This is a genomic window from Streptomyces sp. NPDC002265 (assembly GCF_040296125.1).
Lineage (GTDB): Bacteria > Actinomycetota > Actinomycetes > Streptomycetales > Streptomycetaceae > Streptomyces.
The window spans coordinates 1-19,639 of the sequence record NZ_JBEOWS010000180.1 but is presented as its reverse complement, the minus strand read 5'-3'; the positions used below and the strand labels follow the sequence as shown (position 1 = coordinate 19,639).

At 69.9% G+C, this 19,639-nt stretch carries 9 protein-coding genes and 4 pseudogenes; 8 read left to right on the top strand and 5 right to left on the bottom strand.

Annotation, left to right across the window (positions count from 1 at the left end):
- The first annotated feature begins 896 nt into the window (after positions 1-896).
- The 5 genes and pseudogenes from ABT085_RS27580 to ABT085_RS27565 all read left to right on the top strand — a co-directional run.
- The gene (locus tag ABT085_RS27580) at positions 897-1,151 is read left to right on the top strand and encodes a hypothetical protein (RefSeq protein ID WP_351613390.1); all 255 of its coding nucleotides are present in this window, start codon (positions 897-899) and stop codon (positions 1,149-1,151) included.
- 350 nt (positions 1,152-1,501) lie between these two features.
- A pseudogene (locus ABT085_RS46760) lies at positions 1,502-1,609 on the top strand (IS5/IS1182 family transposase); the annotation flags it as partial.
- A gap of 146 nt (positions 1,610-1,755) precedes the next feature.
- Complete coding sequence (locus ABT085_RS27575; RefSeq protein ID WP_351613387.1) at positions 1,756-2,508, top strand: hypothetical protein; 753 nt, start codon at positions 1,756-1,758, stop codon at positions 2,506-2,508.
- A 133-nt stretch (positions 2,509-2,641) separates the two neighbouring features.
- The gene (locus ABT085_RS27570) at positions 2,642-6,418 is read left to right on the top strand and encodes a S8 family serine peptidase (RefSeq protein WP_351613384.1); all 3,777 of its coding nucleotides are present in this window, start codon (positions 2,642-2,644) and stop codon (positions 6,416-6,418) included.
- Positions 6,419-6,944: 526 nt separating this feature from the next.
- Positions 6,945-7,376: pseudogene (locus tag ABT085_RS27565) on the top strand (transposase); the annotation flags it as partial.
- Positions 7,377-7,503: 127 nt separating this feature from the next.
- Here ABT085_RS27565 and ABT085_RS27560 read toward each other — a convergent pair.
- Positions 7,504-7,962 carry an SsgA family sporulation/cell division regulator gene (locus tag ABT085_RS27560; protein ID WP_351613382.1) on the bottom strand — a complete coding sequence of 153 codons (459 nt, stop codon included), beginning with the start codon at positions 7,960-7,962 and terminating at the stop codon, positions 7,504-7,506.
- Positions 7,963-8,514: 552 nt separating this feature from the next.
- Here ABT085_RS27560 and ABT085_RS27555 point away from each other — a divergent pair.
- Positions 8,515-8,817 (top strand): helix-turn-helix transcriptional regulator, encoded by a 303-nt coding sequence (locus ABT085_RS27555; RefSeq protein ID WP_351613393.1) that lies wholly within the window; start codon positions 8,515-8,517, stop codon positions 8,815-8,817.
- A 31-nt stretch (positions 8,818-8,848) separates the two neighbouring features.
- On the opposite strand, the pseudogene ABT085_RS27550 reads toward ABT085_RS27555, so the two are convergent.
- From ABT085_RS27550 to ABT085_RS27530, 3 genes and pseudogenes are all read right to left on the bottom strand, one after another.
- Positions 8,849-9,100: pseudogene (locus tag ABT085_RS27550) on the bottom strand (EsaB/YukD family protein); the annotation flags it as partial.
- Positions 9,097-13,075 (bottom strand): annotated as a pseudogene (eccCa, locus tag ABT085_RS46755) (type VII secretion protein EccCa). The pseudogenes eccCa and ABT085_RS27550, both read right to left, overlap by 4 nt.
- A 2,011-nt stretch (positions 13,076-15,086) precedes the next feature.
- Positions 15,087-15,284 carry a hypothetical protein gene (locus ABT085_RS27530; protein ID WP_351613371.1) on the bottom strand — a complete coding sequence of 66 codons (198 nt, stop codon included), beginning with the start codon at positions 15,282-15,284 and terminating at the stop codon, positions 15,087-15,089.
- 1,025 nt (positions 15,285-16,309) lie between these two features.
- On the opposite strand from ABT085_RS27530, the gene ABT085_RS27525 reads away from it, so the two are divergent.
- Positions 16,310-18,334 carry a hypothetical protein gene (locus tag ABT085_RS27525; protein ID WP_351613368.1) on the top strand — a complete coding sequence of 675 codons (2,025 nt, stop codon included), beginning with the start codon at positions 16,310-16,312 and terminating at the stop codon, positions 18,332-18,334.
- Positions 18,334-18,642, top strand: a complete 309-nt coding sequence (locus ABT085_RS27520; protein WP_351613365.1) for a hypothetical protein — start codon at positions 18,334-18,336, stop codon at positions 18,640-18,642. Before ABT085_RS27525 ends, ABT085_RS27520 begins: the two co-directional genes overlap by 1 nt.
- 78 nt (positions 18,643-18,720) lie before the next feature.
- Here ABT085_RS27520 and ABT085_RS27515 read toward each other — a convergent pair whose 3' ends face one another.
- Entirely contained in the window at positions 18,721-18,978 is a 258-nt protein-coding gene (locus ABT085_RS27515; protein ID WP_351613362.1) for a hypothetical protein, read from the bottom strand.
- Between the last annotated feature and the right edge of the window lie 661 nt (positions 18,979-19,639).

Below are 19,639 nucleotides of genomic sequence, written 5' to 3'. Positions count from 1 at the left end.
AGGGCGTCAAGGTGGAGCGCCCTGCCGGACGAGCCACCTTGACGCCCTGGGCCGCGACTGCTCGGCTCTGCCTGGGTCGACGGCAGACGGGATGGGAGCACCCCGCCCCCGCCACACTCGGCCGGCACCCGCGAACGGCGCCCCCGCCATCTCGGAGCCTGAGCGCCCCCGCCGGAGGCACGCTTGGACCGTTGCCGCGTTCCTGCGGTGATCGACTCATGGCCACCGGCCCTATCCACACGTGGGCGCGCGTCGGCGCAGCGCGGGCGGAGCGGGCCGGAGGCAGGAGCGGCGCCCGCAGCGGAGCTGGGAGCGCGCCCGGCGGAGCGGAGCGCAGCCGGGGCTTGATGAGGTAGAGAAACCTGTAACGGACTGGACTTGCCCGGACTTGTCCGGCCGATCATGTTGCTGGTTAGGGGGCGAGCGTGTCCAAGCCGAGCGCGAGCAACGAGACCATCAGCACGGTCTGCCTGTGGGTCGAGCCGTGGGCCGAGACATGGTGATCACGTTATCGCCTCACGGCGGCCGGTTCCCGATCTCCGCCCGCTGGTAGCCTCTGCACGCGCTGACCAGCGCAGCCGTCCTGGAATCGATCCTGCGGCTCGGTTCTTGGAAAGAGTGACGTGATCAAGCGGGTGCACATGACCGCCGGAGTGGTTTTGGCGGCAGTCATAGTTTTGTCTGGATGCGGCGCTACGAAGTCGGACAAAGCGAAGTCCACTCCGCAGCCTGCGTCAACGGCAAGGTCTGGCAGCGCGGTCGGCGCCCCCAGTGCCGACTCCGCGTCGAGTACCGGTGAAAGCGGCGGCAAGCAGAGTTCGCGGCCGACCGCCCCTTCCACCCCCACGACGTCCCCCTCCGTCGCTGCTGCCCGGCCTCTGAAGGACGGCACCGCCGTGCTCACGCACTGCGCGGACGAGGACGACCCGTACGTGACCGTCGCGGTCCGGAATCCGAACGGGCGCCAGGGTCTCTTCGCCGTGAGAATCAGCTACAAGAACGCAGACGGCTTCACCATGTTCAAGACCTACGACCAGGTGTCGGTGCCTGCGAAGAGCAAGGAGAAGGTCCGGGTGGCCGCTGCCAGGGGGGGACCCGTGGACGAGATCGCTCGCTGTGAGGTCAATCCACGGGCCACTGCCGTCCAGTGACGGCCCACGGAGCTCACCTCGTCCGAAAACGGCCTGGGCGCCGCGCGACGATCGGTTCCGCCTGCCGGTGCCCGGCAGGTTGCCGAGGAAATGGGCGCCGGCTCTTGGCCGGCTGTGGCCCGCGAGCGGGGCGCGGGGACACGCCCGTGCCGGGCCTCGACGAAGGCGTAGAACGCAGCCCTCGACCGAGTCACCCTGGCGGGACGCGTGATCGCCCGGACAGCGCCTGGTTGGCGCTGTCGGTGGACCACCGGCACTTCCTGCAGGCGCTCGCGGACCGGGGCCGGCTCCATCAGGGGCCTCTGACCTGCCAGGAGATGGTCGCAGCGTTCGGCAGGGACGAGGTGCCGGCGCGGGTGTGGGCCAAGCTGCACCGCCTGGTCCTGGACGAACTCGGTGTCCGGGGCGAGCTGGACCGGTCGCCACAGGTACGGACGCGTTGCGGTGAGATCGATGGGGCATCCCGCATGCCTCAACAGGAACATCGCACGCGACAGTGTGGTGTTCGCCTCCGCCGTTGCGTTACATGATCAGTGGTCCCCCGGCACCACTTTTGCCGGGGGACCACCAGAGTGTGCGTTCCCGTAGTGAATGAGAGCCGTACGTGGTCACCCCAGGTCGTCGGAGCCTGCGTATCCCCGCGGTCACCGTGACCGGCGAGTCGACGGAGAAGGCGCGGGCCGCCCGCAGCGCGGTGCGCCGCCGGGCCGTCGGCATGAGCCACGCGGACGTCGTCCGTGTGCTGGACGGCATCGGATCCGGACCGGCGCCGTACACCGGCGCAGAAGACGCGGCCGAAGGCACCCGCCAAGCGGTGGAGTTCGGCGAGTGGCGGCGCATCGAGAGCCTGCTGGCCGACACGGCCGAGGTGTACGACCCGAAGACGGATCCGATGGTCCGCGAGGAGCGCGTCGCGAGGTCGGAGGCCACGGCCGCGCGCGCGGCACGGGAGCGGGAACACCAGGAGCAGCGCGGTTACGACTACCAGGCACATGCCCGGGTCTACGCCCTCCAGGTCATCGAGGAGGCGGGCCTGCTCGAGGAGGGGCTCGGCGAGCGCCTCGGCGCCGAGGGTCCGCTGGTCCTGTTCGAGTCCGGTGATCTGAAGGCCTGGCGGCACGTCAGCGAGCGAACGCGGCACACGTCGGTGTCCCTTCAGGAGCGCATCCCGCACATCGTCAAGGATCCGGCCGGCTTCCCCCCGTCCGTCAGGGCGCACAGCGCCCTGCTCACGACGATGGCCTGGGTGGGGCCGCTGAAGGCGATCGATCCGGCGCTCGTGGTGCGCCTGGCCCAGGCGGACCCCGAGGCCGCGCTGGCACTCGCCGACTGGCTCAAGGACATCCAGCGCCGCTGATCGGCGCGCCGGGGCAGTGCTCGGTGCCCTTAGGGGCCGGATCGCCGAAGGCAACCCGTTCGCCAGCTCGTTGAAACGTTCAACTAGCTAGCATGCGGCCGACATTGGACGGATCTCATGCGAAGGATCCTCTGTGAGACCGCACTTCCCGGGCCGATCAGGCCTACCGATCCTCGTGGGCGTCGCCGCGATGCTGATGGCGATCCCGCCGGCATCCGCGGCCGACCTGGCCACGTCCGCCCCTTCGCCGGAGCGGACCTCCTCCGGCAGCGCCCCGCACCCGGCCGGGCCGCGCATCGTCACCCTCATCACCGGTGACCGTGTCACCGTCGCGCAGGGCGGCGACGGCCCGCCCACCGTCACCGTGGAGGGCCCGGACGGCCACCGCGCCGATGCCCGCGTCACGACGCAGCAGGGCGACACGTACGTCTACCCGGCCGCCGCCGAGCGGTACGTGGCCGCCGGACTCCTCGACGACCAACTCTTCGACGTCACACGGCTCATCGCCGACGACTACGACGACGCGCACACCGACGGCCTGCCCGTCATCCTGAGCTACGCCTCCGACACCCGCAGGAAGCAGGGCGCGCCCTCACTGCCCGAGGGCTCCACCGGCGCGCGAGCGCTGACCAGCATCGACAGCACCGCGGTCACCCAGGAACACGGCAAGGCCGCGACGTTCTGGGCCGACCTCACCCGGCAGAACTCCGCCTCCCAGGCCGCTCGCACGGCACAGACGGCACCGGCACTGGCCGGAGGCGTCGAGAAGGTGTGGCTCGACGGGAAGGTCGAGGCCGATCTCGCCGACAGCGTCGCGCAGATCGGCGCCCCCGAGGTCTGGCGGGGCGGCGACACGGGCCAGGGCGTGGACGTGGCCGTCCTCGACACCGGCTACGACACCGGACACCCCGACCTGAAGGGCGTGGTCGCCGACTCCGCCGGCTTCGTGCCCGGCCAGGACGTCGACGACCACCACGGGCACGGCACGCACGTGGCCTCCACCATCGCGGGCACCGGAGCGGCGTCCGGCGGCAAGGAGAAGGGCGTCGCCCCCGGCGTACGCCTGCACGTGGGCAAGGTCCTCGGCAACGACGGCAGTGGCTACGACTCCTGGATCATCAGCGGCATGGAATGGGCCGCCCGCGACGCCAAGGCCCGCGTGATCAGCATGAGCCTCGGCGGCGACCGTCCCTCCGACGGAACCGACCCGCTCAGCCAGGCGGTCGACGACCTCAGCGCCGAGACCGGCGCCCTGTTCACCATCGCGGCCGGCAACTCCGGTCCCTCCGACGGCACCGTGGCCACCCCCGGTGCCGCCTCCGCCGCGCTCACGGTCGGCGCCGTCGACTCCGCCGACGCCCTCGCCGACTTCTCCAGCCGCGGCCCCCGCTTCCGGGACGACGTCATCAAACCCGAGATCACCGCCCCCGGCGTCGGCATCCTCGCGGCCCGCTCGCAATGGGCGACCTTCGGCTCCGGCTCGTACGCCACCCTCAGCGGCACCTCGATGGCCACCCCGCATGTCGCGGGCGTCGCCGCCCTGGTCGCCGCCGAACACCCGGACTGGGACGGAGCCCGCATCAAAGACGCCCTGGTCAGCACCGCCCACGCCACACCCGACATCCCCGCGGACGCCGGCGGCAACGGACGCGTGGACGCCGAGGCGGCCACCGGCCCACTGGTCGCCACCGGCACGGCGGACGCCGGCATCCACACCCCGGGCCAGACGTCCGGCACCGTGACCCGTACGGTCACCTGGACCAACTCGGGCGACACCCCCGTGTCCGTCACCCCGCGCATCGAGGCGGCCGACGCCCCCGAAGGCCTGTTCACCGTGACGGACCAGCCGGTCACCGTCCCCGCGCACGGCACCGCCACCGCCGACGTCACCACCACGCTCGACCGGGCCCCGGCGGACGCGCGATTCACCGGCCGCCTGGAAGGCGTCGTCGACGGCAAGGTCGTCACCCGCACCCTGCTCGCGGTCAGCACCCACGTCGAGGACCACCACCTGCGCGTGCACACCACCGACCGGTCCGGTGCACCACTGCCCGGCGTGCTGGTCAACTACCGGCGCAAGGGCGACGATCTCACCGACACCGTGCTCGACGCCGACCTCGACGGCTCGACCGACGTCGTCGTTCCTCCCGGCACCTACACCGTCTGGACCTGGGCTGCGGTCCAAGGTGTGCACGGCGCGTCCTCCGCCGGCCGGGCGCTGATGGCCAAGACGGACGTCGTCGTCGGCGACACCGACGCCGACGTCACCCTCGACGGAACGAAGCTGCGCCGGACCGAGGTCGTCACACCGAGGACCTCCACCGACGCCTACATGCGCGCCGACTTCCACCAGTCGTTCAAGGACGGCTCACCGACCGTCACGGACAGCGACACGCTCGGAGACGCCTTCGACAGTCTGTGGGCCGCGCCCCTGCCCAAGCCCTCCGGAAGCGACCTGACCTACACGGTCCGCTGGCGCATGCAGCAGCCCCGGCTGCAACTCTCCTCTGGCGCGCAGGAGTTCGACGACCTGTGGCTCCAACCCGGATCCGGCACCCCGGCCGAGGGCACCCGCAGTCTGCCCGCCGTGTTCGCGGGAGACGGCACCGCCGCCGAGTACGCGGCGACCGGCGCCCGGGGCAAGGTGGCCGTGGTCCGCTACGTCCCCGACGAGGGCGACGACGATGACGACCGGACCGCCGCAGACGCCGACGACCAGTACACGGCCGCGCGCAAGGCGGGCGTCGCACTGCTGGTCGTGGTCAACGACCAGGACGGCCGCCTGCGCGAGCCCACCAGCCGCACCGACCTCGTCATCGCGGGCCTCTCCCGCACCGAGGGCGAGACCCTCATCGCCCGCATCCAGGCCAGCCGCACCGGCTCGGTCCCGATGCGGATCGCCGGCCACGCGACGACGGACTACGTCTACGACCTGGTCCACAGCTGGTACGGCACCATCCCGGACACACAGCGCTACGCCCCCGCCCGCAGCAAACTCGCCCGCGTCGACGTCTCCTTCCGCGGCGACACGACAACCGGACTCGACGAGTTCCGCTTCGACATGCAGCCCTACCTCGGGGTGAAGGTCGGCCTCTCACAGTCGGTCCCGGCCGGTGCCGAGCGCACCGACTGGGTCACCCCGGCCGGGGAGGCGAGCTGGATGGAGGAGGCCGCACGCGGCGTCACCACGATGCAGTACTCCGGACTGGTCGACTACCCGGCGGGCCGGACCACCGCCGTCCAGTGGTTCGGCCCCGTCGAACACCCCCGGCTGAACGAGTCCCAGCCACTGCCCCGGCGCATCGGCGACTCCTTCGACATCGTCCTCCCGGCCTTCGGCGACGGCGGCCGTGACCACGCCGGAGTGGTCGGGCCGGGCACCACCGTCCAGGCGACCGAGCTCTACCGCAACGGCCGCCTCGTGACCCGCGCCGACGGCGCCGGCTTCCGGGTGGAGGACCTGCCGACCGGATCGGAGCGGTACCGGCTCGTGACGACGACCCAACGGGTGGCGGGATATCCCTACTCGACGGCTACGCGCACCGAATGGGCCTTCACCTCGGCCGCGCCCCGGTCGGACGACCCGCAGGTGCTTCCGCTCCTGCAGTTCGACTACAACATCACGACCGACGCGGACGGCGTGGCCGGGCGGGACGCCGACCTCACGGTGACGGCATCCGCACTGCCGGGAATCTCGTCCAGGGCGGTGGACACCGAGTCAGTCGAGGTGTCCTACGACGACGGCCGTACCTGGCAGCGTCCCGCCCCACGCGGCACGGGCGAAGGAGCCGCCCGGATCCGCCTGGACGCACCGAGGAAGGCCCGCTTCCTGTCCCTGCGGGTCCATGCGTCGGACGGCCGTGGTGACACGGTGACGCAGACGGTGATCAGGGCCGCCGGCCTGGCCTGACCCGCCCTTCGTCCGGTGCTGGTGGCTCACCTTGCGGTGGGCCACCAGCACCGTCGTTCACACCATGGCTCAGTGAGCACCCCACGACGGGTCCGTGACGGGCGCAAGAGGAACACCGTTCTCCGAAAAGTCGAACGGATTCCAGTCGAGCGATGGGCCGGGGTGGGTTTCCGCGCCGGGGACGTGGACGGCCGCCGCAGGTGCGACGGGTGGGGCAATGAAGACAGGCGGGGGCTGCAGGGGTCTGTCGATCACTTGCTGGAATGCGGACGCGGTGGCCATTGTGTGCCGGTTCGCCGAGTGTTCCCTGAAAGGGCGTTCTGTCCCGGTGAGGCTGTTCGGTGGAGCTTCCGCGGGACGAGTCGGGAATGCTGCTGAGGCGAGGGAGTTCCGTGTGGTGAATGGGATGGATGTCGCCCTTCGGTCGCCCGTTTCCGTGGGCTCGCTCCTGTCTGATCCCAGGGCGCCGCCTCTTGGCCCCGTTTGCGCCCTGCAGGGGCGGGCCTGCCGCCGGTACCACCGAAACATGACGCGACAACGCCCGTGCCCCAGCGACCTCTCCGATGCGCGCTGGGAACTGATCGGGCCCATCCTCACCGCGTGGCGGGCAGAGCGCAGGAGCAAGGGGCTCGACATCGGCCGGCCGCCCGAACACGCCCTGCGCCGCGTCATGGACGCCATCCTCTACGTCGACCGCACCGGCATTGCCTGGCGTTATCTGCCGCACGACTTCCCGCCATGGGAAACGGTCCACGGCTACTTCGCCGCCGGGCAGAAAGAAGGCGTCTTCGACCGACTCAACGGCCTCCTGCGCCGGCTGGTGCGCGAGGCCGAAGGCCGCGACGGTGAGCCGACCGCCTGTGTGCTGGACGCGCAGAGCGTGAAGACCTCCGCGAACGTGCCCGCGGCCGGTCAGGGCATCGACGCCGGCAAGAAAATCGCAGGTCGCAAACGCCACCGCGCCGAAGCCGCGGACCGACCAGGTGATGCCCGCCCGTCGCCGACCCGATCATTCGCGGGGTCGTGCGCTCAGCGGTCATGACCTCCATCGGTCGGGCCTTGACGGACAGCCTTCCGTCGAGCGGTCACCCGTCGGCGGTCAGGAGGAGAGTCGCGATGTGATCCACGTCGACGTGGCTTCCCTCCGTGCCTGCCGGGACTAGCTCCTGAGCCCTGTCCAGGAAATGAGCGACAGGGGAAGCCTTCATGTCGAGCACCGCAGACCCGAGTCTGGACCGGACGACGATGCGAATGACCGGGCCGTGCGACGAGCGCCGGGGCGACACCAGAACATCCCCTTCTCCCACCGGCCGGCTCATTCCCTCGTGCAGGAGACTGAGCGCAAATACCCAGTTCACCGTGCCGCTCGAGGTCGCCCCGATCGACAGACGTACGGCGTAGGGGTCGGCACAGTGATAGTGAAATGCTGCGGGGAGTGAAACATGCGGTTCACCTCCGACGACCACGTGCACTTCGAGCTCACAAGTGACCGTCGTCTCGGCCGCGCTTGAAAACGGTTGAGTCATTTTCTGCCCGTCCAACATGGTCTGGGGGATGGCACCTCTTGTCCGAAAAAGCCTAGGGCCGCCCGAAGCCACCACTTGCCGGGAAATGTATGAAAGGTTGCCCAGGAGAGAACCGAACACGAGGAAACCTCGAGGCCACGCCTCCGCGGTTCCCCGGGTCCACGGGCGCCGGGACCACCCCGGTCTCATGGACGCGGCCGGCCGCGCCATCGCGGAACTCCGCGGCAGAGCACAGCCGTTGTGAAGGCCGGCCCGTCGTCCACCTGCCCGGCGGCGACGGCGAGCGACAGAGGACGGCAGCGGCCTCGCATCGGCGACGAGACGGCGCTCTCGGAGAGTTGAACGCCGCCCAGCAGCGCACACACGTGCTCCACAGACACTCCGCTCCCGACACCTAGGCGTATCACCTTCCATCACTCGGCATAATTTTGTGAATATCCTGTAGCCGCAAACCAGCCATGATCACCAATCAGCGTTCGTCTTCCCCGGCTTCGACGGGCGGTCAAATGACCACATACCGGGATGAGTCGGGTCAGACGCAAAAGGACGCGGCACACGGGGGTGGGTCAGATGACCGAAGAGAACGACGTCGGGTTCGGAGCGCTGCTCAGGCAGCTGCGCCTGGAGGCGTCGCTGACGATCGAGGCGCTGGCCGAGGCCTCGGGGGTGAGCGGTCGCGGCTGCGAGCACCACGGCGATGGCGCCGGCGGCTGCGGCCGTCCGGTGGCCCGCACCCGCGTCGAGCAGGGTGGCGGCCAGTGCGCCGAGGACCAGGCAGGCCAGGCTCACGGTCGAGCGCGGGTGAGTTCTGGACGCCATCTGCCGGGGCCGTCGCCGACCGTGTGCGCGACGCCGTCGGCGATGTCGTCGTAGTGGAGGGCGGGCAGTGGCGCAGCAGCAGGACGTCCCCGTGGCGCAGCCCGGCGGTCTCGGGGGCGGCCTCGGGCGCGAGAGGGTCCTCGCCGAGGCGTTGCAGTGTCCACGGGGTGCCGTCGGCCACGGATGCGGTCGGCAGCTGCCGCAGCAGTGTCGTAAGCAGCGCGGACACGGGGGTGGTGACCGGGATGGACAGGTCGGCTCGGCCGTCGGGTGTCTCGACGGTGACGCGACAGGCCTCAGTGGTCCCTTCGGTCGGCGTCGGGGCGGCCGCGCTCATCCTGCTCCTGGGTGGACTGGGCCCGTCGACACGAGGCCGGTCTGGACGAGTTTGATGGTGCGCCGGGTGACGAGCTGGGCCCGTCCAACCGGCAGGGTGCGGGGCTTGGCCTCGCCGATGAACTTGCCCTCCTCCTTTGGGTAGGAGAACAGCAGCGCCGGGTTGCCCAGCTCCCACATGCGACGCAGCAAGAGATCCATGATGGAGCGCATCGCGCCCGAGGTGCTGCGCGCGACGATCAGGTGCAGTCCGATGTGGACGCCTTGCGAGAGGAGCTGCACCAGAGGCGTCATCGGCGACGGTGTTCCGGAGCCGCCGGAGAAGAGGTCGTAGTCGTCGACGACGATGAACAGCAGCGGACCGGCCCACCAGTCGCGCCGCTCCAGCTGCTCGGGGCTGATGTCCGCACCGGGCTGTCGCTTGCTCACCGAGATGGCGGCGCTCTCGGCGAGCTTGCCGAGTCCGTCGCCGTCGACGGCGTATCCGACGCGGTAGGCCTCCGGCACGTCCTTGAGCAGGCCGCGTCCGGGGTCGGCCAGCAGGATCCGCGCGTCCTCCGGGGAGTACTGGCTGGTGATGGCGCGGATCGCCAGTCGCAGGGCGTTGGTCTTGCCCGTCTCGCCGTCCCCGTAGACGAGCAGGTGGGGCGTGGCGCCGAAGTCGTGCCACAGCGGTGCGAGGCGTTGCTCGTCCCAGCCGAGGCAGAACTTCAGGTCGCGGGTGTCGGCGGGCGCGGGGAGCCGGCGGGCGTCCAGGATCGTGGGCAGAAGACGCACACCGGGAGCGTTGTCACCGGACCAAAAGGTGCTGATCTCGGCGACAGCCGCTTTGGTCGCCTGGGTCAGGTCTTCCGTGCGCGAGGAGCTGTCGAGCCGGGGCAGCGCGGAAAGTGAAGTGATGTCCGCTGCTGGTCAGGCCCCGACCGGGCTGATGCGGCACGCCGGCCGCCGCACGGGAGCCCACCTCGGACTCCATCGAGTTGCCCAGACGCAGTTCGAGCTTGGTGCCGAGCAGGTCCCGCAGGCGCGGACGGATCTCGGACCAGCGCACCGCCGAGGCCACCACGTGCAGGCCGAAGGACAGGCCGCGGGCCGCGAGTTCCATCACCCGCTGTTCGAGGTCCTCGTAGTCCTGACGCAGCGTGGCCCACCCGTCGACCAGGAGGAAGACGTCCCCGTAGGGATCTTCCATACCGCCGTCAGCGCGCAGAGCGCGGAAGGCGCTCATCGATTCCAGCCCTCGCGAGGTGAACAACTGCGCACGCTGCTCGACGAGTTGGGACAGTTCTTCAATGGTGCGCTGAAAGCGATCGCGTTCCAGTCGGGTGACGATCGATCCGACGTGCGGCAGGCCGGCGATGGACACCAGCCCGACGCCTCCGAAGTCGAGGCAGTAGAACTGGACCTCGTCCGGCGTGTGGGTGAGGGCGAGCGACAGCGTGAGGGAGCGCAGCAGCGTGGACTTCCCGGTCTGCGGGGCGCCCACGATGCCGATGTGCCCATCGGCTCCGGACAGGTCGGCGACCAGGAGCTCACGCAACTGCTCGTAGGGGCGGTCCACCAGACCGAAGGGCACCGGCAGTGCGCCGTGGGTACGGGGGTCGGCCGCGCTCATGCCGCGTTGCGGGTCGGGCACGATTCCGGGCAGCAGTTCGTCGAGCGCGGGAGGCTGGGACAGGGGAGACAGTCACACCTGCCGGGCAGGTGGGCCGTTGTCCTCCAGCCGTCCGACGAGTACGTCGAGCAGGGTGTCGTCACCGCTCTCGCCGACGGACTCGGTCCCGCCGTCCCCGCCCTGCTCGCGCAAGGCCTCCTCGGCGAGTGACACCAGTGCCGCTGCCGCCGCCTCCGCGCGGACCGAGACGAGCTCGCCCTGCTGCCGCAGCCCGAAGGGCGTCACGTCGAGGACCGTCGCCTCCCGGCGTGCGGCTTCCTCCGGGGTCGGCGGTGCGGGAACGGGCCCGGAGACGTAGGCGGCCTTGAAACGTACGAGGTTGGTGGTGTCGATCTTGAGGTAGCCGTTGCCGGGTGCGGAGGGCAGCTCGTAGGCGTGGGAGACACCGATGACGCTGCGAGACTCCATCGAGGAGAAGGTGCGCAGGGCGATCCGGTAGGACAGATGGCCTTCGACCCGGTGGATACGGGATTCGTCCAGGCGCTGCGAGGCGAGCAGTAGATGGATGCCGAGGCTGCGCCCGAGCCGGCCGATCGACACGAACAGATCGACGAACTCCGGCTTGCTCGCGAGGAGTTCGGAGAACTCGTCGACGATGATCAAGAGAGAGGGCAGCGGTGCCAGGGTGGTGCCCGCCCCGCGAGCCTTCTCGTACTCGTACAGCGAGGCGCAGCCCGCGTCGCGCAGCAACTCCTGGCGGCGGATCATCTCGCCGTTGATGGAGTCACGCATGCGGTCGACGAGGTGCAGCTCGTCGGCCAGGTTGGTGATGACGGCCGACGTGTGCGGCAGCCGGTCCATGTTGAGGAAGGTGGCGCCGCCCTTGAAGTCCACGAGGACGAAGTTGAGGATCTCGGAGGAGTGGGTGGCGGCCAGACCCATCACGAGGGTACGCAGCAGTTCGCTCTTACCGGATCCGGTGGCGCCGATGAGCAGGCCGTGCGGGCCCATGCCGCCCTGCGCGGACTCCTTGAGGTCGAGTTCGACGATCTCGCCATCCTCGCTGACGCCGATGGGCACTTTGAGGCGGGCGTGCTGGGCGAGACGCGGGCGCCACTTGGCGTGGACGTCGTACCCGCGTACGTTACGGATGCTGAGCACGGCCGTCAGGTCGAAGTCCGACTCGAGGGGGCGGTCCACCAGGTCGACGCCGCCGCTGGTGCGCATCGGGGCCAGCGTGCGGCCCAGGGTGAGCGCCTGCATGGGTCCGAGCTGGTCCACGTGGCCCGAGAGGGTCTCGGTGCCGTTGGGGAACTCGACCTGGCCACCGCGGACGGTGAGGCGCAGCACCTTGGGGCCGCCGGGCACCGCACCGGTCAGGTCGAGCAGGATCACACCTCTCATCCCGGCGCCCAACAGCCGTGACGTGTCGGGAATCCGCACACCCTGAGCGACGATCACGGTGAACGGTTCGGCGACGCTGGGCGAGGAATCGATGTCGTGGTCGGGCCGGTCACGCACGTCTGGACCGAGCAGATCGAGCAAGGCGTCGTGATCGGCGGCGGCGAGGCGGACGGGACCGGCGGAGTCCTCCTCCTGCGGGTGGGCGTTGTGCGGCAGCCACTTGAGCCAGTCCCACTCGTGCTGCGCCGCGTCGTCGCCGAGCATGGCGATCCTCAGCTCCTCAGGGGAGTGGAAGACCACGAGCTGGCCGAGCATCGCGCGCGCCAGGGCCAGTGCGTCGCCGATCTCGCCGGCGAACTCCACACTGGTGAAGCGCTGCAAGGACACCGGAACGGGCAGCAGGGGCACGGTCTGGTGGGCGCGCGTGAACCGCCGCAGGGAGATCGCGCACAGCGGCTCCAGGTCCTCCACCGGCTTGGTCTGCGGCGGCAGGAACTCCAGGGCGGCGCGGCGCGTGGCGAGCCCGATCCGCACCCGGGCGAAGTCCTCGTGGCCGGGCCGGCGTTCCCACAGGCGGGTCCCTCGGGCCAGTGCCCACAGGTTGCCAGGGGGTGGGTTGTCCCACAACAGTGCCGCACGCTGCGCTTCGGCCGCCTGCTGGGCCTGTCTCCGCTTCTGACCGAGATAGCGCATGTAAGCGCGGCGCTCGGCCCGCATCCGGCGGCGCCGGTCCGAACCCGGCCGGCCGACCTGGGTGAGGGTCATGCTGACCATGGCGATGCCCATCATTCCGGACATCAGATACGACGTCGCGCCTCCGCTGCCGACGGAGAACATCATCACCATTGCGCCGCTGCCCAGCCCCATGGGCAGATACATCATCACCGACCCGAAGTCGCTGGTGGCAGGTTCTCCGAGCACGGGAGGTTCGGCCAGCTCGACCTGCCCCTCGGGCATGGGAGGACCCTCGGCACGAGGCGGGCGTTTGGCGACCAGGGTGCTCAACGTGCGTTCCCGCTTTCCTGCTTCCTGCGGCTTGGGTTTCAGCCCCCGAGCGTAGGCATTGCGCTGCTCCGCACCCCGCCTGACGGCCGATGTCTGTCCCGGGAGGCAGACAACGAAGGCTGAACGGGCAGGTCCCTCCCCCAGGGCTCGGGTGCGAGCCATCGGCCGCCGACGCGAGGCCCGCACTGCAGGCAACTGCTCGCCGTCGACCGGGACATGGGATCGCAGCGGACCTCCGTCTGCCGCCGTCGCGTGTCGGTCGGGCTGGCTGCGGGACGCAGGGCAAGGAGAGAAGGACGCACGGGTTTCCCGGGCAATGTTGGCTGCTGCGAAACCCCTTGAGTCTCCTCGGCCTCTATGGTCACTGGTTCGATGACCATCAGGCTCTGAGGCGGGCGGCCACACATGGGACAAAGGACCGGATTGACGGAGTCGACCGGCGCAGCGGTGTGGGAGCAGCCGCTGCCCCGGATCGACGAGACGGGCTCCGAGTCCGCATCCGAAGAGGGGACGGAAGCGCAGTCGGGTCCCGATGCTGTGGCCGGGTCGGCTGTGGCGACCGTACCGGCGCATACTCCAGAGTCCGCAGGTACGGGTACCTGCATTCCGGCGTCGGCGGCAGAGGCGGGAGCTGTCGAGGAGACGGAAGCCGGACGGGGAACGCGGAGCCCGGCCGCCTCGGGCGACGCGTCCGCGGAGTCGCCGGATCCGCGGACGCCTGATTCCGCGGTCGAATCCGAGCATGACGGTGCTGCACAACACGCGTGAGGTGTACGACCGGCTGTCCCATCAGAGCATGGCCTCGAACCTGGGATCGATGCTGGACACGGGGCTGCGGATCGGGCTGTCCCAGTGGACTCCCCTCGGGCGTCGGCACGTCGACGTATGGGTCCGTGCGACATTGCACGACAGGGTGTACCTCGGCCGGCGCACGGAGCAGCGCGGCCGTTTCAGTGCGCCGGGCAGCGACAGTCTCAGTGGCCGGCGTGGCAGCAGTCGTTCCTGGCAGGCTGGCGTCGAAGGGGCGGTGTCCCTGCGCGACGGAGTGGGTATAGCCGGCATGCCGTTGCGAGCCGAGACCGCTTCCGTCGGCGTGCGTTACGGCGGAAGGGCGCAGGCGGAGAGCGGCTATTCCCTGTCGGGCGGGGACGAGGTCATCTCGATCACCACAGGTGGTGCGGCCTGGTACCGCTACCGGGTCCGGTTTACGGTCGAGAGCGGCGGCCACTGGCGGCCGCGGCAGTGGATGCGCGGCATGCCCTCCGGACATCTGCTGGGTACGCAGGCGTTCGTCTCCGCGGACCGGGAGAGGACACTGATCGGACAGGGAGAGCCGGGCCGCGAACAGGCCGGGGAGACGGGAGAGGTGGTGCTGAGTGTGCCGCTCGAGTACACCGGCACAGCCGGCCTCGACCGCTCCGTGCAGCCGGATCGGGTGAGGGTCATGACTGCCGCGCAGGCCGGGCCATGGCACTGGGGACTCGGTCATGGCTGGACGGCGTGGCCGCGCCGGAATCGAACTCCCTTGAGGAGCAATCCGGGTCGGTTCTGGACTATCCCTACACCACGATCGACGTCACGGAGGGCCCCAGCTGCAGGAGATGGTCCAGCGAGCGACGAACATGGCGACGGGCGGTGCAGGGCCGTACATCACACTGGGTGCTGACGCCCACAACGAGAGCAATGTGCCGATTCAGCTTGCGAGTCGCATCGCGCACTTCGCCGCGACCTCCGTACCCCTGGGCCTGCACTGGACCCTGTTCACCGAGGCGCCGTGCCTCGACCGGACCACTAGACTCGCCTACCGCACCAGGCTGATCGAGCAAGCCACGGAGGGTCTGCCGGGTCTGACCGCTGTCACCGGGCCGGTGGAGATCGAGACCGAGGCTTCAGCCGTCGCGGGGAGTGGGGCAGGGGGGCGCAAGGGCCAGACGCGCACTGTGGAGCTCGGTGGCCGCATCAATCAGCTCACGTCCTTCAACGGCGCCCGCGTCGCCGGCACCGTCGGTCTCACCCTCGCGACCCGCCTCAGCACGACGAGATCCACGTCCGTCCAGCGCAACGCCACCTGGACGATCAACCGCAAGGACGTGGGCGGCCGCCAGGTGGTGGTGAGCGCGCCGGTGGAGTACGCGTACGCGGCGGCTTTCAGCAGGCTCACTAAGGGTGCCCACGGTGCCCTTGTGCCTTCGGCGCTGTCGGACGCCCACGGCGAGACCCGTCTGTCGCGATGGGTCGGCGTCATTCCCGTCAAGGCCGCATACGCACTGCGCGTGTTGAGCGACAGCTACGGCAACGACGTGCCGCGCTACGACGAGATCACCTGGCGGGAGTCTCCGTGGCTGCGCCAGGTGCAGTTCGGTGGCTGGCCGGGCAACTCGCTCAACCCCGCGTCCGTACTGAGCCGGATCGAGGCCGAGCTGCGCCCGCTGGGCCTGTCGGACAACGACTTCGAGCATCTGCGCCAGCTGGTGTCCGGGCGGGTGATCCGTGCCCTGAACAACGAGATGGTGGGGCCTGGCGTGGCGGTACCCGCGAGGCTGGGCCGCTGGGGTTCCGAGACACTTCGGACCTGGATCGGTTTACGTGAAGTACAGCTCAGGGTCCGGGTGATCCCTGTGGGGGAGGGCCACTTCAACGGTCTGGACCACGGTGTGGAACTGGAGGAGCAGGTTCAGGCGACGGAGGCGGTGCAGCACAGTCGTGGTCGCGGTGCGCGACTGGCGATCGGCCTCACGGTGGCGGAGCGCGCCGATACCGGCAATGGCACGGTGAGCGGGGCGGGACCGGTCTATTCGCAGACAGCTTCCTCGACATGGTCGACCGGGGTGACACAGAGCGATCCCACCGGCTTCGAAACGATCGTGACGTATGCGGACCACCTCCACGCCGCGATCGCGCAGAGGCACGAAGTGGAGGTCACCGTGCGGTTCTTGGGTGACAAGTCCACGGGGGAAAGGGTGTTGCCCCCGGTCCGCGAGTCGGCCGGGGTCCTGCACAAGCACCTCCCGCTCAGCCTGATGGGGACACCCGATCCTGCTGGGAAGGATAATCCGCTGGCTGGCTCCCACCGAGCTGGTCCCGCCGGGCCGTACGCGCAGGGTGGCGCTGCCGGCGGCGATGGGCGCGGGCGGCTGGCACGATGTTCCCCGTGGGGGCGACGAGGGCGGCGTATGGCCCTTCACGATGCCGGCGGAGGGTTTCGGGGTCCGGGGCTTCGTCGGCCTGGACGAGCTGCACCACGCGAACGTCCTCGCCCTGGGCGCCGCATACGACTCCGGCCTGACGCTGCCGTTGCACGACGAGATCACCGACACGCGCCTGCTCGGACGGGCCCAGGACACGCGTCTCACCAGGATCGGCACAGGAGCGCGGGAGAGCCTCGAGGCCGGTACGTCCGCCATGGCGTTGACGGCCTTCTTCGCGCAGACGCTGACGGCCGACGGCTACCAGGTGGCCGGACTGGAATGGCGCGGCTTCTTCGGAGGCGCCAGCGGCCGCCTCGACCTGTATTCCAGGCCGGACTTCTCCGGAGCTCGACTGCTGGCGGTGGCGGACGGAGTGAAGTTCAAAAGCCCGCAGCAAAGCGCCCACGGCATCTCGTCCACGTTCGCCCATGCGGGCACATCCGAGCAGGGGGTGAACGCCGGACCCTCCGGTCCGACGGCGGCTGGTTCGGCGCAGGAAGGCGGCAACGCGAGCGCCCCGGCGGCGGAATCGAAGACGGTGGGACTGTCCCTCGACGGGCTGGGCTCGGTGAACGTGAAACCGGACAACAAGCCGCGTGCCTACCTGTTCGCCCTGCCGATGCGGTGGCTGAGCGTCGCGCAGGCCCACCACGACGTGAAGGACGGGGCCGTGGTGGCGTACGTCCGGGGCACCTTCCACCTGGCACGGCGGGAGCCACTGGCGATGGAGACCGACACCGTGGTCCTGGCATGGGTGCGAGAGGACGTCGCCCGTCAGCTCGGGCTGCTCACCAACACCAACCACCCCGCCCCGGCCCGGCGGGCGTGGGACGCCGTCCAGCAGGCGAGCGCTGCGCTGGCCGCCGCGGACAAGGCGCTGCGGGACCTGCGGCTGGGCACCGGGGCCACGCGGGCGGCCGAGCTGGCCGAGGCCCGACACCGCCTCGACGCACTCCAGGCCCGCGACGTTGAGGCGCTCCCGGCAGTCAGCCAAGCGCGGGACACCCTGTCGGCGCTCCTGCGCGAGCACGCCGAGAACGAGGCCGAGGCCGCGCACGCGGAATGGGACCGACTGCGCAGCGCGCGGATCGAGCAGGCCCGCGAGAGGCTCGACCTGGCCCGCGCAGCGGCTGCCGACGAACTCACCGAGGCGCAAGCCGCGGAGGCCGAGGCGCAAGCCGCGGAGGCCGAGGCGCAAGCCGCGGAGGCCGAGGCGCGCGGCCTGGTGGACGAGGTTGCCGAGAGTCTGCGAGCTCTGCACGAGCATGCCCGTGCCCTGAACCGGGAGCTCGTCCGGCTGCGCCGGGCCGCGGACCGCCTCACGGTCTGGCACCAGCTGCCCGACGGGGAGAAGATTCGGCTGCGCAGCCTGAACACCACCGAGCCGGACGCGGTGGCCTTCACGCCGCCGAAGGCGCCGGTGCTCCCCATGACGACCGCGAAGGCAGCACCGAAGGCGGTGCAGCCCAAGACGGCTACGCCGGCCGCCCGGCCGGACGCCACGGCCGCCCATCTGTACCGGGCGCATGAGACCGCACCGTGGCAACTGCGGCACAGAGTCGCGATCACCGAGGACAGCCTGTCCTTCGACGCGGCAGGCGACCACCGCACCCTGACCATGACCGACACCGATGGCATTCAGCACGTCTACGACCTGCATCGGCCGCGGGTCGACGCGTACGGGGCATTGCTCCGTCCCGGACCGGACGGCAGCCCGGTCCGGGACGGTCGTCCCGTCGACGGCAATGGCTTCTGGGCTGCGGTGGGACTGGCCGGGGGCCGCACCGAGGAGCCGATCGTACTGGCCCGGAGGGCCGTTGACGCCAGCCTGCTGGGGAACGACACACTTCTGGACCGGCGGGCGGTGTTCCACGCCGAAGAGGTGGAGAGGGCGGCGCCGGAGACCTTCCGTGACCCGGAACTGCGTCAACGGATCCGCGCCGGTGGTGGCCGCCTGCCCGATGGGGTGAGCGACAAGCTCCCCCGAACCAGAGACTGGCTCTGCAGGCGACGACGCTGGTGATGGCCTGTTGGTGGGACGAAGCGACGGCCGCCCAGGCGGCTGCTCTGGCCGCACGCGCGGTAGGTCGCGACTTGATTGTCGTGGAGGAGGACGGCTCGCACCGGCTCTACGCTGCTGAGGGCGCGGAGGACTTTGACGCAGGCCGCGCGATGATCGTCTACCGGCGTGGCGACTCCTACCTGGTCGCGCGGCGGAGGAACGACACGGTGGCGGCCGGCCCTCACGATTCCGAGGCCGAGGTCAGACGGAAGATCAGGGAGGGCAAGCGACCAGCCCGCGATAACGATCCCGCAGGCGACTATCAGTGATCGCGGGCGTAGGCCGCTGACGATCACGTGGAGAGGCTGTCGGAGCGCCTGGGGCCGCCAGCCGGCGTTCGCCGCTGCTCATCTGCTCGCCGAGGCCAGCGTGCCCCTCCTGGCGTTGTGCGCCCTGCGGCGGGCTTCACTCAGTATGTGGCGCTCTTCCTGTGTGAGCGTGGACAGCAGCTTCGGGTTCTTCAGCCATCCGTTGAGCAGGGCGTGTGAGCCGCCCAGCCTGAGGGAGTAGGACCACAGGCTCTCGCCCGGGGATTCGTCGCCCCATCCGGCTGCCCACTTCAGCAGATGGCGGACCTTCTCTTCGCTCCTGTAGCGAACCGGCATCGGATACATGGATCTACCCCCACCTCGGCGCTTCGTGCGGCACGCACTGATGGCCTGCCACGTCGAACGGTCCCTCTTGCATGACGGGTGCCCTCGCCGTGGAGCGAGGGGCGTGCTCAAGGCCTGCCGAGCCTGCGAGTGGCCGGCCAGCCAGTGTCTTGCCGGGCCTGACGGTCGACGGTCCCGGCGAAGCATCTACCTACATGTTAAGTAGCCGGGCTGAGAGGCAACGGATGATCAAGGCTTTAGGTGTTCGCGTTAAAGCTGTTTTAATTGCATTAATGCATCTATACGAGTCGAGGAATCTCTGCCCTCTTGTTACCTAGGAGGTGGAGTTTGATCGGCGAGGCGGCCGGCGGGCGTCGGTCGGTTCGGGAGGAGCCGCGTCCGCCCCCTGCCCGAAGGGGTGACGGGCGCCACTCTCATTCTTGATTGATTGATCCAGAAAAAGTGCTACTGTTTCCTCAAGGGCAACGTCGGAAGGGTCGACCGGACGACGCGGACCCGGCACCCGCTGCCTCGACCGGCAAGTAGGGCCTTCCGTGCCTCAGGGCACAGTTGCACAATAATTATGTATTAATCAATCCAGAAAAGGATCGTCATGGAACTGCACCTCAAGGGCAAGGTCGCCGTCGTCACCGGAGCCAGCAAGGGCATCGGC

Excerpts from the sequence above, each read along its gene's own strand:
- ABT085_RS27560 (WP_351613382.1), bottom strand. The coding sequence starts at position 7,962 with ATGTTGGACGGGCAGAAAATGACTCAACCGTTTTCAAGCGCGGCCGAG.
- ABT085_RS27555 (WP_351613393.1), top strand. The coding sequence starts at position 8,515 with ATGACCGAAGAGAACGACGTCGGGTTCGGAGCGCTGCTCAGGCAGCTG.
- ABT085_RS27525 (WP_351613368.1), top strand. The coding sequence starts at position 16,310 with ATGCCGGCGGAGGGTTTCGGGGTCCGGGGCTTCGTCGGCCTGGACGAG.
- ABT085_RS27520 (WP_351613365.1), top strand. The coding sequence starts at position 18,334 with ATGGCCTGTTGGTGGGACGAAGCGACGGCCGCCCAGGCGGCTGCTCTG.
- ABT085_RS27515 (WP_351613362.1), bottom strand. The coding sequence starts at position 18,978 with ATGCCGGTTCGCTACAGGAGCGAAGAGAAGGTCCGCCATCTGCTGAAG.